The sequence below is a fragment of the Marinobacter sp. UBA2688 genome (assembly GCF_002352785.1).
In the GTDB taxonomy this organism is placed as follows: domain Bacteria; phylum Pseudomonadota; class Gammaproteobacteria; order Pseudomonadales; family Oleiphilaceae; genus Marinobacter; species Marinobacter salarius.
The window spans coordinates 6,014-24,555 of the sequence record NZ_DELU01000022.1 but is presented as its reverse complement, the minus strand read 5'-3'; the positions used below and the strand labels follow the sequence as shown (position 1 = coordinate 24,555).

The following is an 18,542-nucleotide window of genomic DNA, read 5'->3' as shown; positions in this document are numbered from 1 at the left end:
CCGTTCACACCGGCTTCTTGTTCTCCCGGTAGAACCGGAATATCTCTTTTAGCGGGCGCCTGGGAGTGAAACCGAATTCCCTGGCGAACGCCCTGCCGTCGATGACTACAGGATACTTGAAAAAGTGCATCAGGTACGAAGGAAAACTTCGCAGGTTGAGTGTGCGCAGTATCATCCTGGGCAGTATGGGGGGAATGGATGGTACTGGTATGCGGCCGCAGCCGCAGAGCTTCAACGCATGCTGGTAGGCCACCCAGTCCTGCGGCGCGACATTGAAAATTCCCCGCTGGGGTTTGTTGTAAGCCAGCACGATGGCATCCGCCATGTCATCGATATGGATAAACTGCATCATCGGTGAAAAACCGGCCAGAACAGGTGCCCGTTCCATGCCCAGCAAGGTGCTGATGGAGTTGCGCACGCCAGGGCCGACAATGTTGCAGGGCCGCAGAATGGTGATATTCAGGTCCGGGTAGCGCCACAGGTAGATGTTGGCCAGGTTCTCCAGTTCCACGGAATCAATCAGGTCCGCGCTCAGCCCCGCACTTTTCAGCGGAGCTTCCTCGTCTATCAGCGCCGGGTTGTAGGCCACCGCGCCATAGACGTGGAAGGTCGACAGGACCACCACCCTTTTGATGTTGTACTTGTGGCTCAAGTCCAGCAGTTTCTGGGTACCGAGAACGTTGGCGTTGTACCGGCGCATTCGGGTGAGCTGGCTCGACATGATGCGGCCGAGATGAATGACGCCATCAAACCGGTAACGCCGGAAAAGGTCTTCGAAGGAGCGCTTGTTGAAGTCGATGCAGTAGCTGGGGATATCGTCGCCCAGATAGACCTGTTCTCGAAAATCCACGGCAACGAGGTTGCAGGTATCCCGCAGGCGGCTGATTACCTGTTGAGCCAGGGCGCCAGCTGCACCTGTTACAAGAATCTGGGGTCTGCTTTTTTCAACCATCAGAACAGCCTTTTCCTTTCGCTCAGTCCGGTATCGATCAATTCACTGATCGCTGCCTTCACCTGTTCCACCCGCTCTGTCACCTGTTCTTCGGGAATTTCCAGGTCGTCAAACACCATTGGGTCGCCAAAGTTCAGGTGGACTTTGGCCGGCAAGACAAACGGCATGGCCACCGGAGCGTAGGGAATGCCGAGCCACCGAGCCAGTGGTTTGATGTTGGCGATGGCGGGAATGGTTTCCTCACACCCGACCACGCCCACTGGCACAATGGGTGCCTTGTACTTCATGGCCAGGTGCATGAAGCCGTTACCGAACCGCTTGAGCTGGTAGCGATCCTGATACAGCTTGCCAGACCCGCGAATGCCTTCGGGGAATACGATGACGGCCTCGCCGTTGGCCAGCATCTTGGCGCAATTGGTGGGATCGCCCAAAACCGCGCCAAACTCGTTCAGCAAATTGCCGAGGTAGGGGACGGTCGGGAAAAAACGTTCGATCATTGCCCGGGGAATGCGCGGGTTTTTCTCGCGAGAGGCAAGGGCGTAGGCGATCAAAAGTCCATCTACCGGCAACTGCCCACTGTGATTCGGGACGATCAGCACCGGCCCCTCCGAGGGAATTTTGTCAACGCCGGTGGCTTCCACTCGAAAATACTTTTCGTAGATCTGGCGGGTCAGGGAGAAGCCGTACTTCATCACTTCGTTGTTATAGCCCCAGGGATCGTACCCCAGAGAACCAATCGGCTTGCGGATGCGATTGATGTGATTCTCCAGCTCTGCCGGGATCAACCGTGACTTCAGAATCGATGCTAGACCCATGTGGTTTCTACTCTCTTCCTATCATAACGCCAAGGGTATGACTCTGGCCCGTATTCAGCACGCGGTAATCGCCGAGGGCATTGGCGCTTTCAACGCACAGCATGGACTCCCAGGCAACGTCGGGGAAATCCGACAGTCGTGCCGCTTTCTCCGGCCCCGGATTCCAGACAACCGTGGAGTCGCTGCCGATGGCGGTGATGCGCCGGTTCCCTGATGGGGTTTCAACGATCAGCGAATTGCCGCTTTCATAGATGCGGTCGGTTTCACCCTCGAAGCTCACTGGCCCTTGCTGTGTGTGGTAGCTCCAGTCTTTCAGGGAGTCCACGTATCCGCAGTTTTCGAGGCCTCTGACCAGCGTTTTGGAAATGTCCGGGGTCGGAAGATAGGTGTGAAGTGCCTGGGTAAACGCCAGCGGTTCCGAACCCGGATTGGTGGTGGTCAACGCCAGTTGGCAGCCGTCAGCCGAGAAGTGGAAGGTCATCAGTAACCGGGCGCGGCCGTCCCAGGCATCAGAAAAGTCACTGTTTGCATCAAGTGACAGGCTGATTTCCACGTCGTGCGCGGTTTCCCTGACATCCTCCAGCTTCCACACTGCTGTGCGGGCGAAACCGTGGGAGCTGGTGGTCAGCAGCCTGCGGCGAACTTCCGGGGGATTTTTCTCGGGCGCCCCAAACCAGGGCCAGCATATCGGGATGCCACCACGGATGGCCACGCCGGGTTCAAAGCGCGCGGTGTCGCTTATCCACAGCCAGTGTGGTTCGTCACGGGCGGCAAAGTGAGTAAGGTGAGCGCCCTGCAGGAAAAGGCGGGCGTGGAACAAGGGGTGGTGTACCTCCATGGCTTCCAGTTGCCCGATGGTTGTCCATCGGGTGAACGACCAGTGCCCGGGTTTTAGTGTCACGTAGTGCCTCGTTACAGCTTTCTGGATGGTCAATGGATTGTCGGTCTGAGGTGCCGCAAGAGTTACGGCATGTCCCTATACTCAGGGTAAATTAAAACTGTGCTTACGGCGAGAAACCATCATAAAATCGCCCGTCCCCGTCGGAGTTTGATGAATGATTGACCAGATTACTGCCTCAGTTCCCGAGTCTTGCCAGGCTGGAGTCGATCTTTCGACGCCGGGAGGCGATCAGTGGCTTGATGACTTGGCCGATGGTCTCACGGAGCACGGCTGGATGAGCCAGGATGTGTCTGTGCTGTTAACTCCGTCCCTTTTAAAGGGTCTTCGCAGTGAAGTTCGGATACTGGACCGGACCGAGGCGCTGCGTAAGGCGGGTGTGGGGCGTGGTCAGGACTTGCTCCAGGACAGATCAGTAAGGCGAGACAAGATTGCGTGGCTGCAGGGCGTGACGCCGGTTCAGGCGGCGTTGTTCGAGTTCTTCGAGTCGGTCAGGCTGGGGTTGAATGAGCGGTTGTTCCTGGGGTTGAAACGGTTTGAGGCGCACTACGCCACCTATCACAACGGTGACTTCTACCGTCGCCATGTGGATAGCTTCCAGGGCAGGGCGTCGCGGGTTGTCAGCCTGGTTTTGTACCTTAATGAGGGTTGGCAGGAGGCCGACGGCGGCGCGTTGCAGATTTTCAATCGTGAAAACGAGAACGAGGTATGTGGCGTCGTATTGCCACTGGCAGGGCGGATGGCGCTGTTTATGAGCGAAGAAATTCCCCATGAGGTGTTGCCGGCCCACCGTACCCGTTACAGCGTCGCCTGCTGGTTCCGATGCGATGAAGTGCCGCTGCCATTGTAGTGCCGGAACCCTTTTGCTAATATGCGCGCCGCTTTGAGGGATTTCGCCCCAAAGCCCGTTATGGTGGCTCCATTGGTGCCTCCGCAACGATAAACCGTGAACCCGGTCAGGCCCGGAAGGGAGCAGCCGAAGCGGTGGACTTGTGTGCCGGAGTGTCGCTGATGGAGTCACCCCCAGATTTTTCCTTTTAACGCCCCCGATTATCCCTCTCTGATTGCTTCTTGTTGGCTTCTTCTAACATCCTGACCGTGCTATGGTTAAACCCATTTTTAACGGCAGTTGGCAGAACATGAGCTACCAGGTACTTGCCCGTAAGTGGCGCCCCCGGACATTCGAAGATATGGTCGGCCAGGAGCATGTGCTCCAGGCACTGATCCACGCCCTGGACAACCAGCGGCTGCACCACGCCTATCTGTTTACCGGTACCCGGGGCGTAGGCAAAACAACCATTGGCCGATTGCTGGCCCGATGCCTGAACTGCGAAACCGGCGTTACCGCCACGCCGTGTGGAACCTGCTCCAGTTGCCAGGAAATCCAGGAAGGGCGGTTTGTTGATTTGATCGAAATCGACGCAGCCTCCCGTACTGGCGTGGATGATATGCGGGAACTCACCGATAACGTCCAGTACTCGCCAACCCGTGGCCGCTTCAAGGTGTACCTCATTGACGAGGTACATATGTTGACCAACCAGTCCTTTAACGCTTTCCTCAAGACACTTGAAGAACCCCCAGAACACGTCAAATTCCTGCTGGCGACCACGGATCCCCAGAAGCTGCCAGTGACCGTGTTGTCCCGTTGCCTGCAGTTCAACCTCAAGCGGATGACGCCCGAACACATTGCCGGGCACCTGCGCCACGTGCTGACCCAGGAAGGCATTCCTTTCGAGGAACCGGCCCTGTGGCTATTGGCACGTGCCGCGGATGGCAGTATGCGGGATGCCCTGAGCCTGACAGACCAGGCCATTGCCTTCGGCAATCAGACGCTCAGCGGCAGTGATGTCAGCAACATGCTGGGCACGATTGATCAAAGTGATATCGAGAACCTGGTGAATGCGCTGGTGGAAGACGATGGGCCCGCGCTGCTGTCCGAGATCAATCGTATTTCCGATTTTGCGCCGGATTACAGCGTGATCCTGGCGGACCTGTTGTCGCTGTTCCATCGGGTGACGATGGAGCAGGTGGTGCCGGGCAGTGTCGATAATGCCCTTGGGGATGCCGCGCAGGTGGAGTCCCTGGCGCGCCGGCTTAGCGCGGAAGACGCGCAACTCTTCTATCAGGCCGCGCTGATGGGCCGTAAGGACCTGGCGGTCACTCCCGATGCCCGCATGGGGTTTGAGATGACGTTGCTGCGAATGCTGGCCTTCCGGCCTGGCACTGACCGCCGTGAACCACCGGTGGTGGCCTCCGGGACGTCATCGTCAGGGCAGGAATCCCGGGAAGACCCTGAGCCTGGCCCGGCAGCATCGGAGACAATAACAGCGGCTGTTGAGCCTGAACAAGCGCCTCAACAGCCAGATTCAGAACAGCGGGCAGAGCCAGAACAACGAACCGAACCGACGCCCCAGCCGGAGCCTCAACCGGAAGCCCAGGAGCCCGTACTGGAATCCCAGCCCGCTCCCGCGCCAGAGGAGCCTGACGCTGCCTGGCTGGCGAGCCTGGATGAAGCGGCTGAATCTGCAGCGGCCGAAGCGGCCAGCACTGAGGATTATGAACCCGAGCCCGTAGCGCCTGAGCCGGAATACGTCGAAGCGCCTCAGGCCGATGTGCCCCAGGTAGAATCAGCAGCGTCGACCGAATCGACTGAGCCGGCCGAACCGATCGAAGAACCCGCGGATACTGGCGAATTTGTCTGGGAACGTGATTTTCGCAGCCTGGGCATTGTGGGCATGCCGGGTAACCTCGCCAGTAATGCGGCTATGGCCCGCAACGGCGATGAAATCGTGCTGACCATCGATGAAGGTCATGCGCGGTTGTTGAACGCCCGCCATGAAGAAAAAATTATCGAGGCGTTGAGGAATCGGTTTGGCGCCACCATAACCCTGCGTGTGGAGCAGGGCGATGCTGAGGGCAAAACGCCGGCTGCCTGGGAAGAGCGCCAGCGGCAGGCGCGCCAGAAGGCAGCGGAAGACTCAATTCGCAATGATCCCGCAGTGCAGTCGATTGTTGAACGATTCGAGGCTCGGGTCGTCGAAAACAGTATCCGGCCGCCGAATCAGGCAAAGTCCGGCTAAGGTCTGCGGTTGGAGCCACGTGGTGGCAACTCTCTAAGGCAATTCTGTAGAAGGTGAGCGTGATGAACAATATGGGCGACCTGATGAAAAAGGCCCAGCAGATGCAGGAAGAAATGAAGAAGGCTCAGGAAGAGGCCGCCAAGGCCGAGATTACCGGCGAAGCCGGCGCGGGCCTGGTCAAGGTGACTATGAACGGTCGCCATGACGTGCGGAAAGTGGATATCGATCCGTCCCTGCTGAGCGAAGACAAGGAAATTCTGGAAGACCTGCTGGCGGCTGCTATCAACGACGCCGTGCGCCGTGTTGAGGAAAACCAGAAAGACAAAATGTCCGGCATGATGTCCGGTATGGGTATGCCTCCGGGCTTCAAGATGCCGTTCTGATCGAGGATAGCTGATGGCTTTTAGTCCGTTGGTAGACGAACTGGTGGAGTCTCTCCGCTGTCTGCCTGGCGTCGGTCAGAAAACGGCCCAGCGTATGGCCTTCCACCTGCTGGAGCGCGGCCGCTCTGGAGGCTCGCGGCTTTCTGACGCACTGGATCGTGCCATGACCGGTGTGCGCCGCTGTGAGAGCTGCCAGAACTTCGCCGATACGCCTACCTGCAATATCTGCGAAAACCCTGAACGACGGAATGGTACGCTCTGCGTGGTGGAAAGCCCCTCCGACCTTCTTGCTATTGAGCAGGCGGGCGATTATCGCGGCAGCTACTTCGTATTGATGGGGCATCTGTCGCCCATCGACGGCGTGGGCCCCGAGGAAATCGGTATTGAGCGGCTGCTGCAACGCGTCCACGGAGAAGGGGTGACGGAGCTGATCCTAGCGACCAATCCAACTGTGGAAGGTGAGGCGACTGCCCACTACATTGCCGACAGGCTGGATGGCCGCAATATCCTGATTACCCGTCTTGCCCATGGTATCCCGGTGGGGGGCGAACTGGGTTATGTTGACGGATTTACTCTGACCCATGCCTTCCGTGGCCGAAAACCTCTGAATGATTAAACCTGACCGGGATTATTATATGGATTCCAACACCCCGGCCGCTTCCGTTCCTGCGGCTCCCGACACGGTTACCTGGATTCGGGAGCCGGACGACCTGGACCGCTGGCTTGCCGAAGGGCAAGGCGAACCGCTTGCACTGGATACCGAGTTCGAACGGGTCAACACCTTCTTCCCGATTCCTGGTCTGGTCCAGTTGGGGATGGGGCAGCGGTTCTGCCTGGTAGACCCGTCGGTCGCAGAGGCGTCAGAGGGCTTTCGCAACGCGCTCACCGACCCGGACACCCCCAAATTGCTATACGCCATGAGTGAGGATCTGGAACTGTTCCGGCACTGGTTGCAGCTGGAACCGGAGGGCATTCTCGACCTGCAGATCGGCGCCGCGCTGGCCGGTGCCGGCTTTTCCGTCGGTTATGCCCGGCTGGTGGAAACTCTCTTCGGTGAATCACTGGATAAATCGGCGACGCGCTCGGATTGGGTTTCTCGCCCGCTTTCCGCGGCTCAGGAACGCTACGCTCTGGACGACGTTCGCTTCCTTGTTCCCTTGTATCACTGGGTGATTACTCGGTTGCAGAAACGGGGCCTTGAAGCGGCATTGGCTGACGAATCCACTCGATTTTCAAAGGAACTGGCAGCCCAGGATAATCCCGACAGCCATTACCTGAAACTGCGAGGCGGCTGGACATTGAGCCGCCAACAGCAGGGGGTGCTGAAAACCCTGGTGTGTTGGCGGGAACATGAGTCGCGCCTCCGGGATCGGCCCCGCAACCGTGTTGTGGCCGATGCGCTGCTGATTGCCATCGCCCAGAGACTGCCACAGTCAGTACGGGAGCTATCGAATATCCAGGGCTTGCCTCCGGCCGTGGTCAGGCGCTACGGGGATACGATTATTAATATGGTTGCGGAGGCATCGACCGCGGATAATTCCGGCATCGACGTTATTGCCGCTCCGCTGAGCCGCCAGGACCAGATGTTCTATAAACAGCTCAAACGGCTGATGGTGAAGGCGGCGGAGGAACGGGATGTGCCGGTGGAACTGCTGGCGCCTCGCAAGCGCCTTGAGGCTGTTGTACAACAACGAAACCTGGCTGCCGGGCTGTTTGACGAGGGCTGGCGCCGTGACCTCCTGGCACCGGTGCAGGAACAGATTGAGGAATTACTGAAATCATGACCGAAAAGACCTTTGTGTCGGTGTTTCGCAGCAGTAAAAAGCCGGACACGTATATCTACGTTCGACGGGGCCAGGCCTGGGAAGACCTGCCGGATAGCCTGCGGGGCATATTCGGCCAGCCAATACACGCCATGGACCTGATCATGACACCGGAACGGAAGCTTGCCCGAACGTCTGGCAAGCAGGTTCTGGAGGCTATTGCCGACAAGGATTTCTTCCTGCAGATGCCTGAGGAATCCAGCGGCTACGTTGTAGACTTTCGCCGTAAACCGGAGCCCGGCCGGGAATGATTGCAGAGATTCCGTTCTGGCAACGCAAACGTCTCCATGAGATGACCGCCAAGGAATGGGAGTCCCTGTGTGACGGCTGCGGAAAATGTTGTCTGGCCAAGCTGGAAGACGAAGACACCGGCGATGTCTACTACACTGAGCTGGTATGCCGTTACATGGAGCAAGACACCTGTCAGTGCAGCGTGTACTCCGAGCGTTTGCAGAAAGTGCCTGCATGCACGGTGCTGACACCGGATACGCTGAGCGACTACCATTGGCTGCCGTATACCTGTGCCTACCGCACACTGGCGGAAGGGCGTGCGCTTGCAGACTGGCACCCGCTACGGTCGGGTGACCCCGATACGGTTCATGAAGCGGGTGTATCGGTGCGTAATCGCGTGATCTCGGAAGCCGATGTACCGGAAGACGATTGGGAAGAACACATAATTCACTGGATCCTTTGATGATAGACGCAGAAACAAACCTTGCTTACGGAATATTCTGGGCCCTGTACGCCGTCGCCTTCGTGGTGTTCTTCTACACCATATCCCGCCTGTTTCGGGTAATTCCGGTTTATGCCATCCGCACGCTGTTGCAGGCCGCGTTGATTGTCCTCCTGTTGACCCCGGTCGAGTCCGGAGAGGTAGCTGGCTGGTGGATGCCGGCCTGGTTGCACGGCGGCTACGAAACCATTCTGGGTGATGCCGCCAACGCGGGCCGGGCCTTTGTGAACATGGGCATAGCATCCCTGGTTATGGTGTTGGTGTGGGTTCTTGACCTCGTCAGATACCGGCTGGTTAAACGCTGAGACTTTCCTTGATCACCACCTCGCATGGAGCTGCCCTGATGCGACTTCTAAGCCGCCTGCTTGCTGTCATCCTCATCCTGCCAATTACGGCGCTTGCACAGCAGGCGCCAACCCTGCAGTTACCCGACAGTGCCGATGTCCGAATTATTGTCGACATCTCCGGCTCCATGAAAACCAACGATCCGGACAACCTGCGCCGCCCGGCTGTGCGTCTGTTGGCGCGTATGCTGCCTGGGCAAGCCAATGCCGGAGTTTGGACCTTTGGTCAGTACGTCAACATGCTGGTGCCCCATGGCAAAGTCACTGATGACTGGCGGGGGCTGGCTGTCGAACGCTCAGATGAGATCAATTCGGTCGCCCTTCGGACCAATCTGGGGGAGGCGATTCAGGTTGCCAGTGATGATTACCTGTTGGGCTCGGAGAGCCTCGATAATACGGACTTCATTCTACTCACCGATGGCAAAGTGGATATCTCCGACAACGAGAGCGCCAATGATCGGGAGCGTGAGCGGATTCTGGGGGCATTGCTGGACGATCTGAGCAGCCGCGGTGCCACCCTTCATACCGTCGCATTGTCCGAGGAGGCAGATCTTGCTCTTTTGAAGAGCCTTGCGGAACGCACCGGGGGCCGCTATGCCCTGGCGTCGTCCGCTGATGCACTGACTCTGGCTTTTCTTGAAGCACTGAACACCGCCGTGCCGCAGCAGCAGATTCCCATTGAGGACAATGGCTTTCAGGTGGATGGTGGCGTAGAGGAATTTACCGCGCTGATTTTTCGCGCTGGTGACGAGTCTGCCGCTAACCGAACGCTTGAACTGGTCAGTCCCGGCGGCACCAAGGCAGGGCCGGACTCAGCCACCGAGGGAATGCGTTGGGTGCGCGAAACGGAATACGACCTGATTACCGTCACCGATCCTGAGGCGGGCGACTGGACGATCAACGGCGAGTTGGGTGAGGGCAGTCGGGTCACTGTCGTCAGCGATCTGCGGATGGTGGTGAGCCCGGTCCCGCCAACATTCACGGAAAACGAACCAGTATCCCTTCAGGTGGCCTTCTTTGAGGAAGACAGAAAAATTGAAAACCGGGACTTCCTGGGGGTTATCGATGTCAGTGTGTCATTAACCTCAGAGGACGGGCGCAGCGGTAACAAGGTGTTGTCTCCGGATGAGCCGCCGCAGGACGGCGTCTATACGGACACTATCACACGACTGCCTGATGCCGGTGAATACCAACTCAGCGTTGTTGCGGATGGTCAAACGTTCTCCCGACGCTTCAGTACCGTTACCCGATATATTCAGCCCGAGGGCGAACAAGCCCCAATTGAGGCAGTCGTTTCTGACGAGCCCTCGCAGGAAGCGCCAGTGATGGAGGATGAGTTGCCAGAGGCCTCACCCGCTCCCGAAATTGAATCGCCTGTGTCCAGTTCCGGGCCGATCGATATCAGCCAGGTTGAAGAGCCAGAACCGAAGCCGCTTGAGGAACAGCCTGTCGATAAGGAAGAGGCGGAACCGGAAACGCCGGCCACCGTTGAGGAGGCGGCGAGCGGCATTCCGTTCTGGGTATGGGCCGCTGCCGGCACCTTGGGTGTGGTGGCTGTCGCCGGGGTGGCATTCCTGTTCGTCAAGCGCAGAAAATCAGCGCAGGATCAGGGCAACAACGAGGAGCCGCCCCTGGTCGCAGAGGAAACGCCGGAGGAAGAGGCTACCGCCGCACCCGAACCTGAACAGGCGCCTGAAGACGTACCCGAAGAGATACCTGAACCAGAACCGGTGCCGGAACCCGAACCCGAAGAATTGCCGGAACCTGAAGAGGTGCCGGAACTCCAGCAAGACGAAGCGTTGCCCGAGGACGATATCCCCGTTGCTGATGCGGAGGTGGAGGACGGTGAAGACGAATTCGGGCTGGAGGACTTTGATCTCTCCGAGTTCGACGATTTGCCAGCCACTGATGAGGATAGTGAGCCCACAGACGATGAGTCTGAAAACGACGATAAGGATGGCGGAAAGGATCGGTAGTTGGCGGTTAATCGAACAGGGCTCTTATCAGAACGGCTTCGGTTCTCTATACTCTGAGTCTATTTTCAAACAGACGTTTAACCGTTAATTGAACAGGACACTATCAGCATGAAGTTTACCGGTACCGAGAAATATGTTGCCACTGATGACCTGCAGATGGCCGTCAACGCAGCCATAACGCTGCAACGCCCGCTACTGATCAAGGGCGAGCCCGGCACTGGTAAAACCCTCCTGGCCGAAGAAATGGCTGCGTCCCTCGGCCTGCGCCTGATTCCCTGGCACATCAAATCCACCACTAAGGCCCAACAGGGACTGTACGAATACGATGCGGTCTCCCGTCTGCGGGATTCCCAGCTCGGTGACGAGAAGGTCAAGGACATCAGCAACTACATCGTCAAGGGCAAGCTGTGGGAAGCCTTCGAATCCGAGGAGCAGGTGGTACTGCTGATCGATGAAATCGACAAGGCGGACATCGAGTTCCCGAACGATCTTCTGCTCGAACTCGATCGCATGGAATTCTTCGTCTACGAGACACAGCAGTCTGTGCGTGCCAAGCATCGGCCTATCATCGTGATCACCAGTAACAACGAAAAGGAACTGCCGGACGCTTTCCTGCGCCGTTGTTTCTTCCACTACATCAGCTTCCCGGACCACGACACCATGAAGAGCATCGTGGACGTGCACTTCCCGGGTCTGCAGCAGCAGGTGGTTCGCGATGCGCTGGAAGTTTTCTTCGACGTTCGCAAGGTGCCAGGGCTGAAGAAGAAGCCGTCCACTTCAGAACTGATCGATTGGCTCAAACTGCTGATGGCGGATGACCTGTCTGCCAAAATGTTGCAGGAGAAGGACACCAGTTCCGCCTTGCCGCCGCTGTATGGCGCACTGGTGAAGAACGAGCAGGATGTTCACCTGTTGCAGAAGCTGGCCTTCATGGCCCGTCGTCGTAGCTGAAATACAGCAAGAGCAGCACCCTATGTTGATTGATTTCTTTCTCGAAGTCCGGCGGGCCAAGGTGCCCGCCAGTCTGCGCGAACTCCTCGACCTGCTTGAAGCTCTGCAGAACAGGCTCGCCTTTGCGAATATGGAAGAGTTTTACTACCTGGCTCGTGTCTGCCTGGTCAAGGACGAGCGCCATTTCGATAAATTCGACCGGGCGTTCCAGGCCTATTTCGAGGGCATAGAAAACCTCGATGACCTGATGCAGGCGTTGATTCCGGATGATTGGCTGCGCGCAGAATTTGAAAAGCAGCTGTCAGAAGAGGACAAGGCCAAAATCGATTCCCTCGGCGGGCTGGAAGAGCTGATCGATACCTTCAAGAAACGCATGGAAGAGCAGAAGGAGCGTCATCAGGGCGGCAACAAGTGGATTGGCACTGGTGGTACCTCACCCTTTGGTGCAAACGGTTACAACCCGGAAGGTTTTCGCATTGGCCAGAACAAGGGGCGTCATGGCCGCGCCGTAAAGGTTTGGGAAAAACGGGAGTTCAAGGACCTGGACGACAGCGTTACTCTCGGCATTCGCAATATCAAGGTGGCCATGCGTCGGCTGCGTAAGTTTGCTCGCCAGGGTGCCGCGGACCAGCTCGACATGGACGATACTATCCGCTCCACTGCCCGCAATGCCGGGTACCTCGACTTGAAGATGGTTCCCGAGCGGCACAATGCGGTCAAAGTCCTGATCTTCTTCGACGTGGGTGGCTCCATGGACCCTCACGTGCGGGTCTGCGAGGAGCTCTTTTCGGCTGCTCGGCTCGAATTCAAGCACATGGAGTACTTTTACTTTCATAATTTCATCTATGAAAGCGTGTGGAAAAACAACATCCGCCGGATGAACGAAACAACGAGCACCTGGGACATTCTTCACAAGTACACGCCGGACTACAAAGTGATCTTTGTAGGGGATGCCACCATGGCGCCCTATGAGGTGTCACACCCCGGCGGGTCCATCGAACACTGGAACGAGGAAGCGGGCGCAACGTGGTTTCAGCGCATTACCGATCACTTCCGCAAGGTGGTGTGGATCAATCCATTGCCGGAGAGCTACTGGGGCATGGGTGGGTCGCTCGGTATGACCCGTCAGCTGGTGAATGACCACATGTATCCGTTGACCATTGAAGGCCTGGAATCGGCCATGAAACAACTGAGCAAATAAAAAAAGCCGATGCGGTTGAGAGCATCGGCTAAGCTCGGCATATCAAACGGGGTGGCCAAAAGGCTGTCCCGCGCTTCTCTCGGAGCAAATCCGGGGCCAGTTTAAAATAGTTAATATAAATCAGTTAATTAGAATAATTTTCGTGCATCTCCCGTGAACGGGAGATTCCTCGACGTTTTGCTCCTGTCAAAAAATCCGACGGTTTCGGATTTCCAATTGGTGATCTGGATACCGTTCTTGCCTGTTACCAAGTGTTACTCTTTCTGCCGGTTTGTTACAGAACATTGCTAGAGGCAGGAAGCGTATGGTCGCCGGAGCGCAGCAAACAGTAACGGTTGGGCGCCAGGTCAGGGTGGCGTGGCTGGTCATTTTGGTCATGATGGTGGCATCTCAGCTCGGTTTGACGCGTAGCGCCTTTGCTGAATCGCTGGACCAGGAGATCGACCGCCTGAAAGCCGATGTGGCGGACCTCAGCCAGACGTTGTACCAACTGGAGGAGAACGTACTCTACCCAGTCGACACGCAAGTGGCAGTTTTCCTGACACTCAGAAATCGGGAGGGGCTGGATCTGGACTCGGTGGAACTGTACCTGAACGACACGCCAGTTGCTTCCCACCTCTATACCGACCAGGAACGTGACTCCCTGAAGCAGGGCGGTGTCCAGCGGCTCTATATCGGTAACCTGCCTCATGGCGCCCATCAACTAAAAGCGGTTCTGACGGCACGTTCAGCGAATGAACGCTTTGTTCGCCGTGAAGCGACCCATCAATTTCGGAAGCGGCCCGGTGAATCCCGCATACAGCTGTCTCTGGATGCCGCGGCGCCGGACTACGAACCAGTGGTTTCGTTTCAGGAATGGAAATAGGGCGAAAGGATGGTCGTGCTCGCTAAGTTTCGGAAAGTCTCCACACGGTTTGCTCTCAGTCTGACCGCGGCCCTTATCCCGGGGCTGGCGTCCGGAGGCAGCGATTTGGCGTCGTTGCACTTGGGGCTCGCACAATTCGCCCTGGACACCCATGAACCGGCTGCAGCATTGCGTTATACCTGGAATGCCACTACCGAAGCCGAACGCCTGGTTCGCGCTAAAGCATTGTTAGTCACGGGGAGTCATCAGGAGGCTGAACGGCTGCTGAAAGAACTGATCGAAGGACAGTATTACCGCGGGCAGGCGGCACTATTGCTGGCGGAACTGCCGACGGACTCTGGAGACAACAAAACCCGGGAATACCTTGAAACTGCTGCGAAGCGGGCCAGTGGCAGCGACCGGCAAAAGGCGCTTTACCGATTGGCCGAGATTGAGCGGGAGGCGGGGCATACCGATCGGGCCGGGAAGGTGCTGGCGTCCATGGAGCCAGGCTATTGGGCTGCGCTGGGTTACATGAACATTGCGGCTGACTACGGCAGGCAGGACCGGACTCCATCGCGAGCACTGGTTGCACTTCGAGTGGCTCTGGCCATGTCCGAAGAAGACGTCGACAGCCAACGCAGCCAGGAACTCAGAAGCCGACTACTGGTTCGCGCCGGCTACCTTGCTTACGATCACGGAGACTACGAAAAGGCCATCGGCTTCCTGGAAAAAATCTCCCTGGAAAGCTACAGCACATCCCATGGCCTCTACCTTCACGGTCTTGCACTCTCGGCCAGTGGCAACCAGCGTGCGGCAATGCAGTCCTGGCATCGCGCCAAAAAGTACCCACTGGCCTATCCTGGTGTGGCCAATGCCTGGCTTGGAACGGGTAGGGGGTACGACCTCGCCGGTTACCTGGGGCAGGCGGGTGAAGCTTATCTGGCAGCAAATGCGTCCTATGAAAGTGAACGGGTGACCCTTCGCAAACTGGCTGACCAGATCCGTCAGAAAGGTGCGTATCAGGCGCTGGTACTGGACGCACGGAACTCTGAGGCCCAATGGTTCCTTGCCGACAACCGTACGCTCACACAGCCCCGTACTGCCTATCTGATTCGTTTCATTGAGCAGCCCGCTGCCCAGGCCGCCGTCAACCGGGTGGCTGAACTGAAGGAGATGAGGCAAACACTGAATCAGCGGGAAGACAGCCTTGCTGTTTTTCGGGGGGCCATCAGTGAACGTTTGGGGCCTGTGGGGCACAACGTTGATGGCGGTCCCTTCAACGAAGAAATCAAAGAGCTGGTGCAGCGGTTGGCGAACCTGAAAGCCCGGACCATCTCTCCTGCACAACAAGAGGCGCTGAAAGGTGTAGCCAGGACATTGGCCGATCTGAAAGCGTCCGTTGGCAGGCTTGATGGAAGATTGAAAAAGAAAGATCGCAAGCTCACTGAACTGGTGACACGCACCGACCATGCGCTGGAGCGGATACGGACGGTTCGTCGCACGGCCGATGCACTTCTGAGCAGGGCAGAGTCGGAACTGGATGAACTGGCTCTGGCCTATGTCGAAGAGCAGGATCACCGTATGGCGTTTGCGTTGGATCGGACCGAGCAGCAGATTGCCCACCTGTACGAGTATCTGGCCCTGGAAAACCTTGAGCGAGGTCAGCCATGAAGCCAGTGGTGTCAATTTCCCTGACGGTGCTGTTTACGGCGTTCGCGGCGAGTGCCCAGGCACAGGAATCTTTCCGGGTAGAGCTCGGTCGCGACGGCGAAACCATCGCTGATATGCGCCCGGTTTTTCTGGAATTCCAGTCCCGACCGATGCCGGCCATATCGCCAACAGAAGTTGCCCGTCGATACCAGCGATTGTTTGAACACTCTGATGAACCTGAAGTACGCATTGATGCACTTAACCGACTTTCCAATATCCAGAAGGTGACTGACGAGGACGTCAGCTTCAGCGAAGAACGCGAACAACAGGTATACCGGCAGGCGCTGGAAAGTTACGAATCCATTCTCGACAGGGGCGCCTACCAGGGCCGGCTTGATGAATTGCTATACCAGATGGCGAAGGCTCATGCCTACACGGGGCAGGCGGAGGAGTCTATTGACCGGTTACGCCAACTGGTTGGTCTGTATCCTTCGTCCTCCCTGGTACCTGAGGCCCGCTTCCGCATTGCCGAGGCAGCGTTTTCGGCGGGAGACTATGCCGAGGCTGAGTCCGAGTACAGCCGTGTGATCTCGAGTGACGGCACCGATAGCCTGAAAACCAAGGCCCGATATATGCAGGGCTGGAGCCAGTACAAGCAAGGGTCTTCTGGCCGGACAAGGGCCGCAAAGACGTTCCTGGCGGTACTGGACGGTGTCGGTGAGGAAACCAGTGGGTTTCGCCGCATTCCTGCCAGCGACGCTGAACTGGTTGACGACACCTTCAGGATTGTCGCTCTGATGGCGGCGGAAGACCGGGGCGTTGAATCCCTGGCAAGCTGGTTGACCGATGCGGGTGGCAAGGGCTTCGGGTACCTGCTGTACGACAGGCTGGCAGATTACTACGCCAGCAACCGGCGTTTTGAAGACAGCGTGGCGGTGAACAATGCCTTTGTTCGCGATTTCCAGGCGCATAACGCCGTACCGGCCTTTCTGGCCCAGAATGTGGATGTCCGGCGCATGGCGGGGCAAACTGATCGCGCAAGGGCCGCCAGGGCTGAGTATGTCCAGGCATTTGCCGGCGATGCCCGTTACCAGCAACTCGCGAAAGCGGATCAGGAACGCTGGCAGAATTTCAGCCGGTCACTGGCGGACTATCACTATGATCAGGCCGAAGAGGGGCAAGCGGAGCGCCAAGTGGCATCTTTCCGGTTGGCTGGGGGGTATTACAGCCAGTTGGCTGGCCGGAGCGGCCAGAAGGGAGACGTTCTTCGCATGGCCGGTGATGCGTTCCTGCAGGCAGGTGACCACACTGACGCCTTCAAGCATTACCAGCGTGCGGCTTATGACACGGATCATGAGACAAAAGAGTATCCGGGGGCGGCGGATGCCGCCTGGGCTGCCATCGTAATTCAGCGTGATGCGCTGGACAATCGCAATTCACTTCCCGCGACACTGGACGACCTGGCTGCAGCCGCCGACCGCTTCGCGGCTGAGTTCCCAGAGGACGAACGTCAGGCTGGTCTGACGGCGGATATCGCCAACCGAATGCTCGCGGAGCATCGTTATGCTGAGGCCCTTCGGTTTGCCGAGCTTGCCATAGCCCATCCGTTGGTCAGCCCAGCCGAACGCTACAGTGCCTGGGTCGCAGCCGGTGAGGCGAGCCTGGCGATGGCGTCTTATGGGCTTGCTGAAAATGCCTGGCGTCAAGCACTGGCACTGATTTCAGAGGGGCTGTTACAGGAAGGGCGGGCCAAAGATACCGACAGTCTGAAACGGCAACTAGCCAGCAGCATCTACTACCAGGGGGAGAAAGCGGCGAGTGAGGGCCGGATTGATACCGCTGTGGCGCATTTTCAGCGTGTGGAGTCTGCGTTTCCGGGGTCGGACATTGCGATCAAGGGCCGTTACGACGCAGCGAATACACTTCTGAAGGCAGAGCGCTGGCAGGCTGCCGTTAATGAACTGACCCGATTCCGCACGGATTACCCGCAGCATGACCTGACCCCAACCGTAGGCGAAAAGCTGGTGTTTGCCTATCAGTCATCGGGCCAACTGGTGCGCGCGGCGGATGAAATCATGCGTGCCGACGAAGGAGAGTCGCCGTCCTGGGATCAGCAACTGAGGGCGGCTGAGCTGTATCACAAGGCAGAGGCCCATGCGCGTCGCAATCGCATCTACGTCGCGTGGCTCAACCGCGATTCCGCTGCTGCCGATTCCGAGAGCCATATCCTTAGTCAGACCCTGCGCCAGCGTCTTGTGCTCGACGATGTGGAGCCGCGGCGATATCGAATCGAGTTGGTAGAGCGAGAGCTCGCCAGCCAGTGGCATTCGGAAGACACGCTGGCGTGGGCTGGGCGGGCAGCCATCGTGCTGGGGGCGGAGGAGTCCGAGCGATTTGCCGATGTTCCGCTACAGATTCCATTGGCCGAATCCCTGGGGCGCAAACAAGCGGCCCTCTCGGCTGCGCGGGAGCGTCTCTCACAAGCTGAGAAGCTGATTGGCGAGGGCGCAGGTTCGGAAATTCTGTTCCGTCGGGCAGAGCTGTACCGGGTGATGGCGCAGGATCTCATGACGTCAGAAGCGCCGGCGAATCTGAGCGACCTTGAGGCAACCCAGTACCGGATGTTGCTTGAAGAGGAGGCCTACCCTTTCGAGGAAAAGGCCATCGACCTGCACGCAAGGAATCATCAACGCCTGGCGGAAGGCCGGTTTGATGAGTGGATGGAACGCAGCCTGCAAGTTCTGGCGGACCTGTTCCCCGGCAGGTACGACCGGGAGGTGCGCTGGATGACGTGGAATGAGGAGGTCAACGATGATGCCTGAAACAGCACGTGCGGTTCTGCTCACAGGGTGTCTCGCGTTGCTGGCGGGGTGCGCCAGCCAGCCCAGG

At 57.9% G+C, this 18,542-nt stretch carries 17 protein-coding genes and 1 other RNA gene; 15 read left to right on the top strand and 3 right to left on the bottom strand.

What is annotated here, in order from left to right:
* Window positions 1-4: 4 nt before the first annotated feature.
* The 3 genes from B3M52_RS10305 to B3M52_RS10295 are packed head-to-tail and all read right to left on the bottom strand — an operon-like array spanning window position 5 to window position 2,605.
* Window positions 5-952: an SDR family oxidoreductase gene (locus B3M52_RS10305; RefSeq protein ID WP_036205431.1), complete on the bottom strand. Its 948-nt coding sequence runs from the start codon at window positions 950-952 to the stop codon at window positions 5-7.
* A complete protein-coding gene (locus tag B3M52_RS10300; protein WP_036205432.1) occupies window positions 952-1,767 on the bottom strand; it encodes a lysophospholipid acyltransferase family protein in 816 nt (271 codons plus the stop codon). Before B3M52_RS10300 ends, B3M52_RS10305 begins: the two co-directional genes overlap by 1 nt.
* A 7-nt stretch (window positions 1,768-1,774) precedes the next feature.
* A complete protein-coding gene (locus B3M52_RS10295; protein ID WP_177190597.1) occupies window positions 1,775-2,605 on the bottom strand; it encodes a D-hexose-6-phosphate mutarotase in 831 nt (276 codons plus the stop codon).
* A gap of 217 nt (window positions 2,606-2,822) precedes the next feature.
* On the opposite strand from B3M52_RS10295, the gene B3M52_RS10290 reads away from it, so the two are divergent.
* The 15 genes from B3M52_RS10290 to B3M52_RS10220 all read left to right on the top strand — a co-directional run bounded on the left by B3M52_RS10290 (window position 2,823) and on the right by B3M52_RS10220 (window position 18,475).
* On the top strand, window positions 2,823-3,515 hold the full coding sequence (locus tag B3M52_RS10290; protein ID WP_286749520.1) for a 2OG-Fe(II) oxygenase: 693 nt from the start codon (window positions 2,823-2,825) through the stop codon (window positions 3,513-3,515).
* 70 nt (window positions 3,516-3,585) lie between these two features.
* An RNA gene (gene ffs, locus B3M52_RS10285) (signal recognition particle sRNA small type) lies at window positions 3,586-3,682 on the top strand.
* Window positions 3,683-3,804: 122 nt separating this feature from the next.
* Window positions 3,805-5,745 carry a DNA polymerase III subunit gamma/tau gene (gene dnaX, locus B3M52_RS10280; RefSeq protein ID WP_075196281.1) on the top strand — a complete coding sequence of 647 codons (1,941 nt, stop codon included), beginning with the start codon at window positions 3,805-3,807 and terminating at the stop codon, window positions 5,743-5,745.
* Between the two features lie 59 nt (window positions 5,746-5,804).
* Entirely contained in the window at window positions 5,805-6,128 is a 324-nt protein-coding gene (locus B3M52_RS10275; protein ID WP_174447635.1) for a YbaB/EbfC family nucleoid-associated protein, read from the top strand.
* A 13-nt stretch (window positions 6,129-6,141) separates the two neighbouring features.
* Window positions 6,142-6,744 carry a recombination mediator RecR gene (gene recR / locus B3M52_RS10270; protein WP_286749519.1) on the top strand — a complete coding sequence of 201 codons (603 nt, stop codon included), beginning with the start codon at window positions 6,142-6,144 and terminating at the stop codon, window positions 6,742-6,744.
* Window positions 6,745-6,763: 19 nt separating this feature from the next.
* A complete protein-coding gene (locus B3M52_RS10265; RefSeq protein ID WP_041334784.1) occupies window positions 6,764-7,912 on the top strand; it encodes a ribonuclease D in 1,149 nt (382 codons plus the stop codon).
* Complete coding sequence (locus tag B3M52_RS10260; protein ID WP_127401415.1) at window positions 7,909-8,202, top strand: YcgL domain-containing protein; 294 nt, start codon at window positions 7,909-7,911, stop codon at window positions 8,200-8,202. Before B3M52_RS10265 ends, B3M52_RS10260 begins: the two co-directional genes overlap by 4 nt.
* A complete protein-coding gene (locus tag B3M52_RS10255) occupies window positions 8,199-8,645 on the top strand; it encodes a YcgN family cysteine cluster protein (protein WP_036205444.1) in 447 nt (148 codons plus the stop codon). Before B3M52_RS10260 ends, B3M52_RS10255 begins: the two co-directional genes overlap by 4 nt.
* Window positions 8,645-8,989: a hypothetical protein gene (locus B3M52_RS10250; protein WP_036205445.1), complete on the top strand. Its 345-nt coding sequence runs from the start codon at window positions 8,645-8,647 to the stop codon at window positions 8,987-8,989. Before B3M52_RS10255 ends, B3M52_RS10250 begins: the two co-directional genes overlap by 1 nt.
* A gap of 38 nt (window positions 8,990-9,027) precedes the next feature.
* On the top strand, window positions 9,028-11,004 hold the full coding sequence (locus B3M52_RS10245; RefSeq protein WP_127401413.1) for a VWA domain-containing protein: 1,977 nt from the start codon (window positions 9,028-9,030) through the stop codon (window positions 11,002-11,004).
* A gap of 108 nt (window positions 11,005-11,112) precedes the next feature.
* Window positions 11,113-11,955 (top strand): AAA family ATPase, encoded by an 843-nt coding sequence (locus B3M52_RS10240; RefSeq protein WP_075196100.1) that lies wholly within the window; start codon window positions 11,113-11,115, stop codon window positions 11,953-11,955.
* A gap of 22 nt (window positions 11,956-11,977) precedes the next feature.
* Entirely contained in the window at window positions 11,978-13,156 is a 1,179-nt protein-coding gene (locus B3M52_RS10235; protein WP_007152565.1) for a vWA domain-containing protein, read from the top strand.
* A 304-nt stretch (window positions 13,157-13,460) separates the two neighbouring features.
* Complete coding sequence (locus tag B3M52_RS10230) at window positions 13,461-14,021, top strand: hypothetical protein (RefSeq protein ID WP_051946727.1); 561 nt, start codon at window positions 13,461-13,463, stop codon at window positions 14,019-14,021.
* A gap of 9 nt (window positions 14,022-14,030) precedes the next feature.
* The gene (locus tag B3M52_RS10225) at window positions 14,031-15,674 is read left to right on the top strand and encodes a hypothetical protein (protein ID WP_286749514.1); all 1,644 of its coding nucleotides are present in this window, start codon (window positions 14,031-14,033) and stop codon (window positions 15,672-15,674) included.
* Entirely contained in the window at window positions 15,671-18,475 is a 2,805-nt protein-coding gene (locus B3M52_RS10220; protein ID WP_286749512.1) for a tetratricopeptide repeat protein, read from the top strand. Before B3M52_RS10225 ends, B3M52_RS10220 begins: the two co-directional genes overlap by 4 nt.
* Window positions 18,476-18,542: the final 67 nt, after the last annotated feature.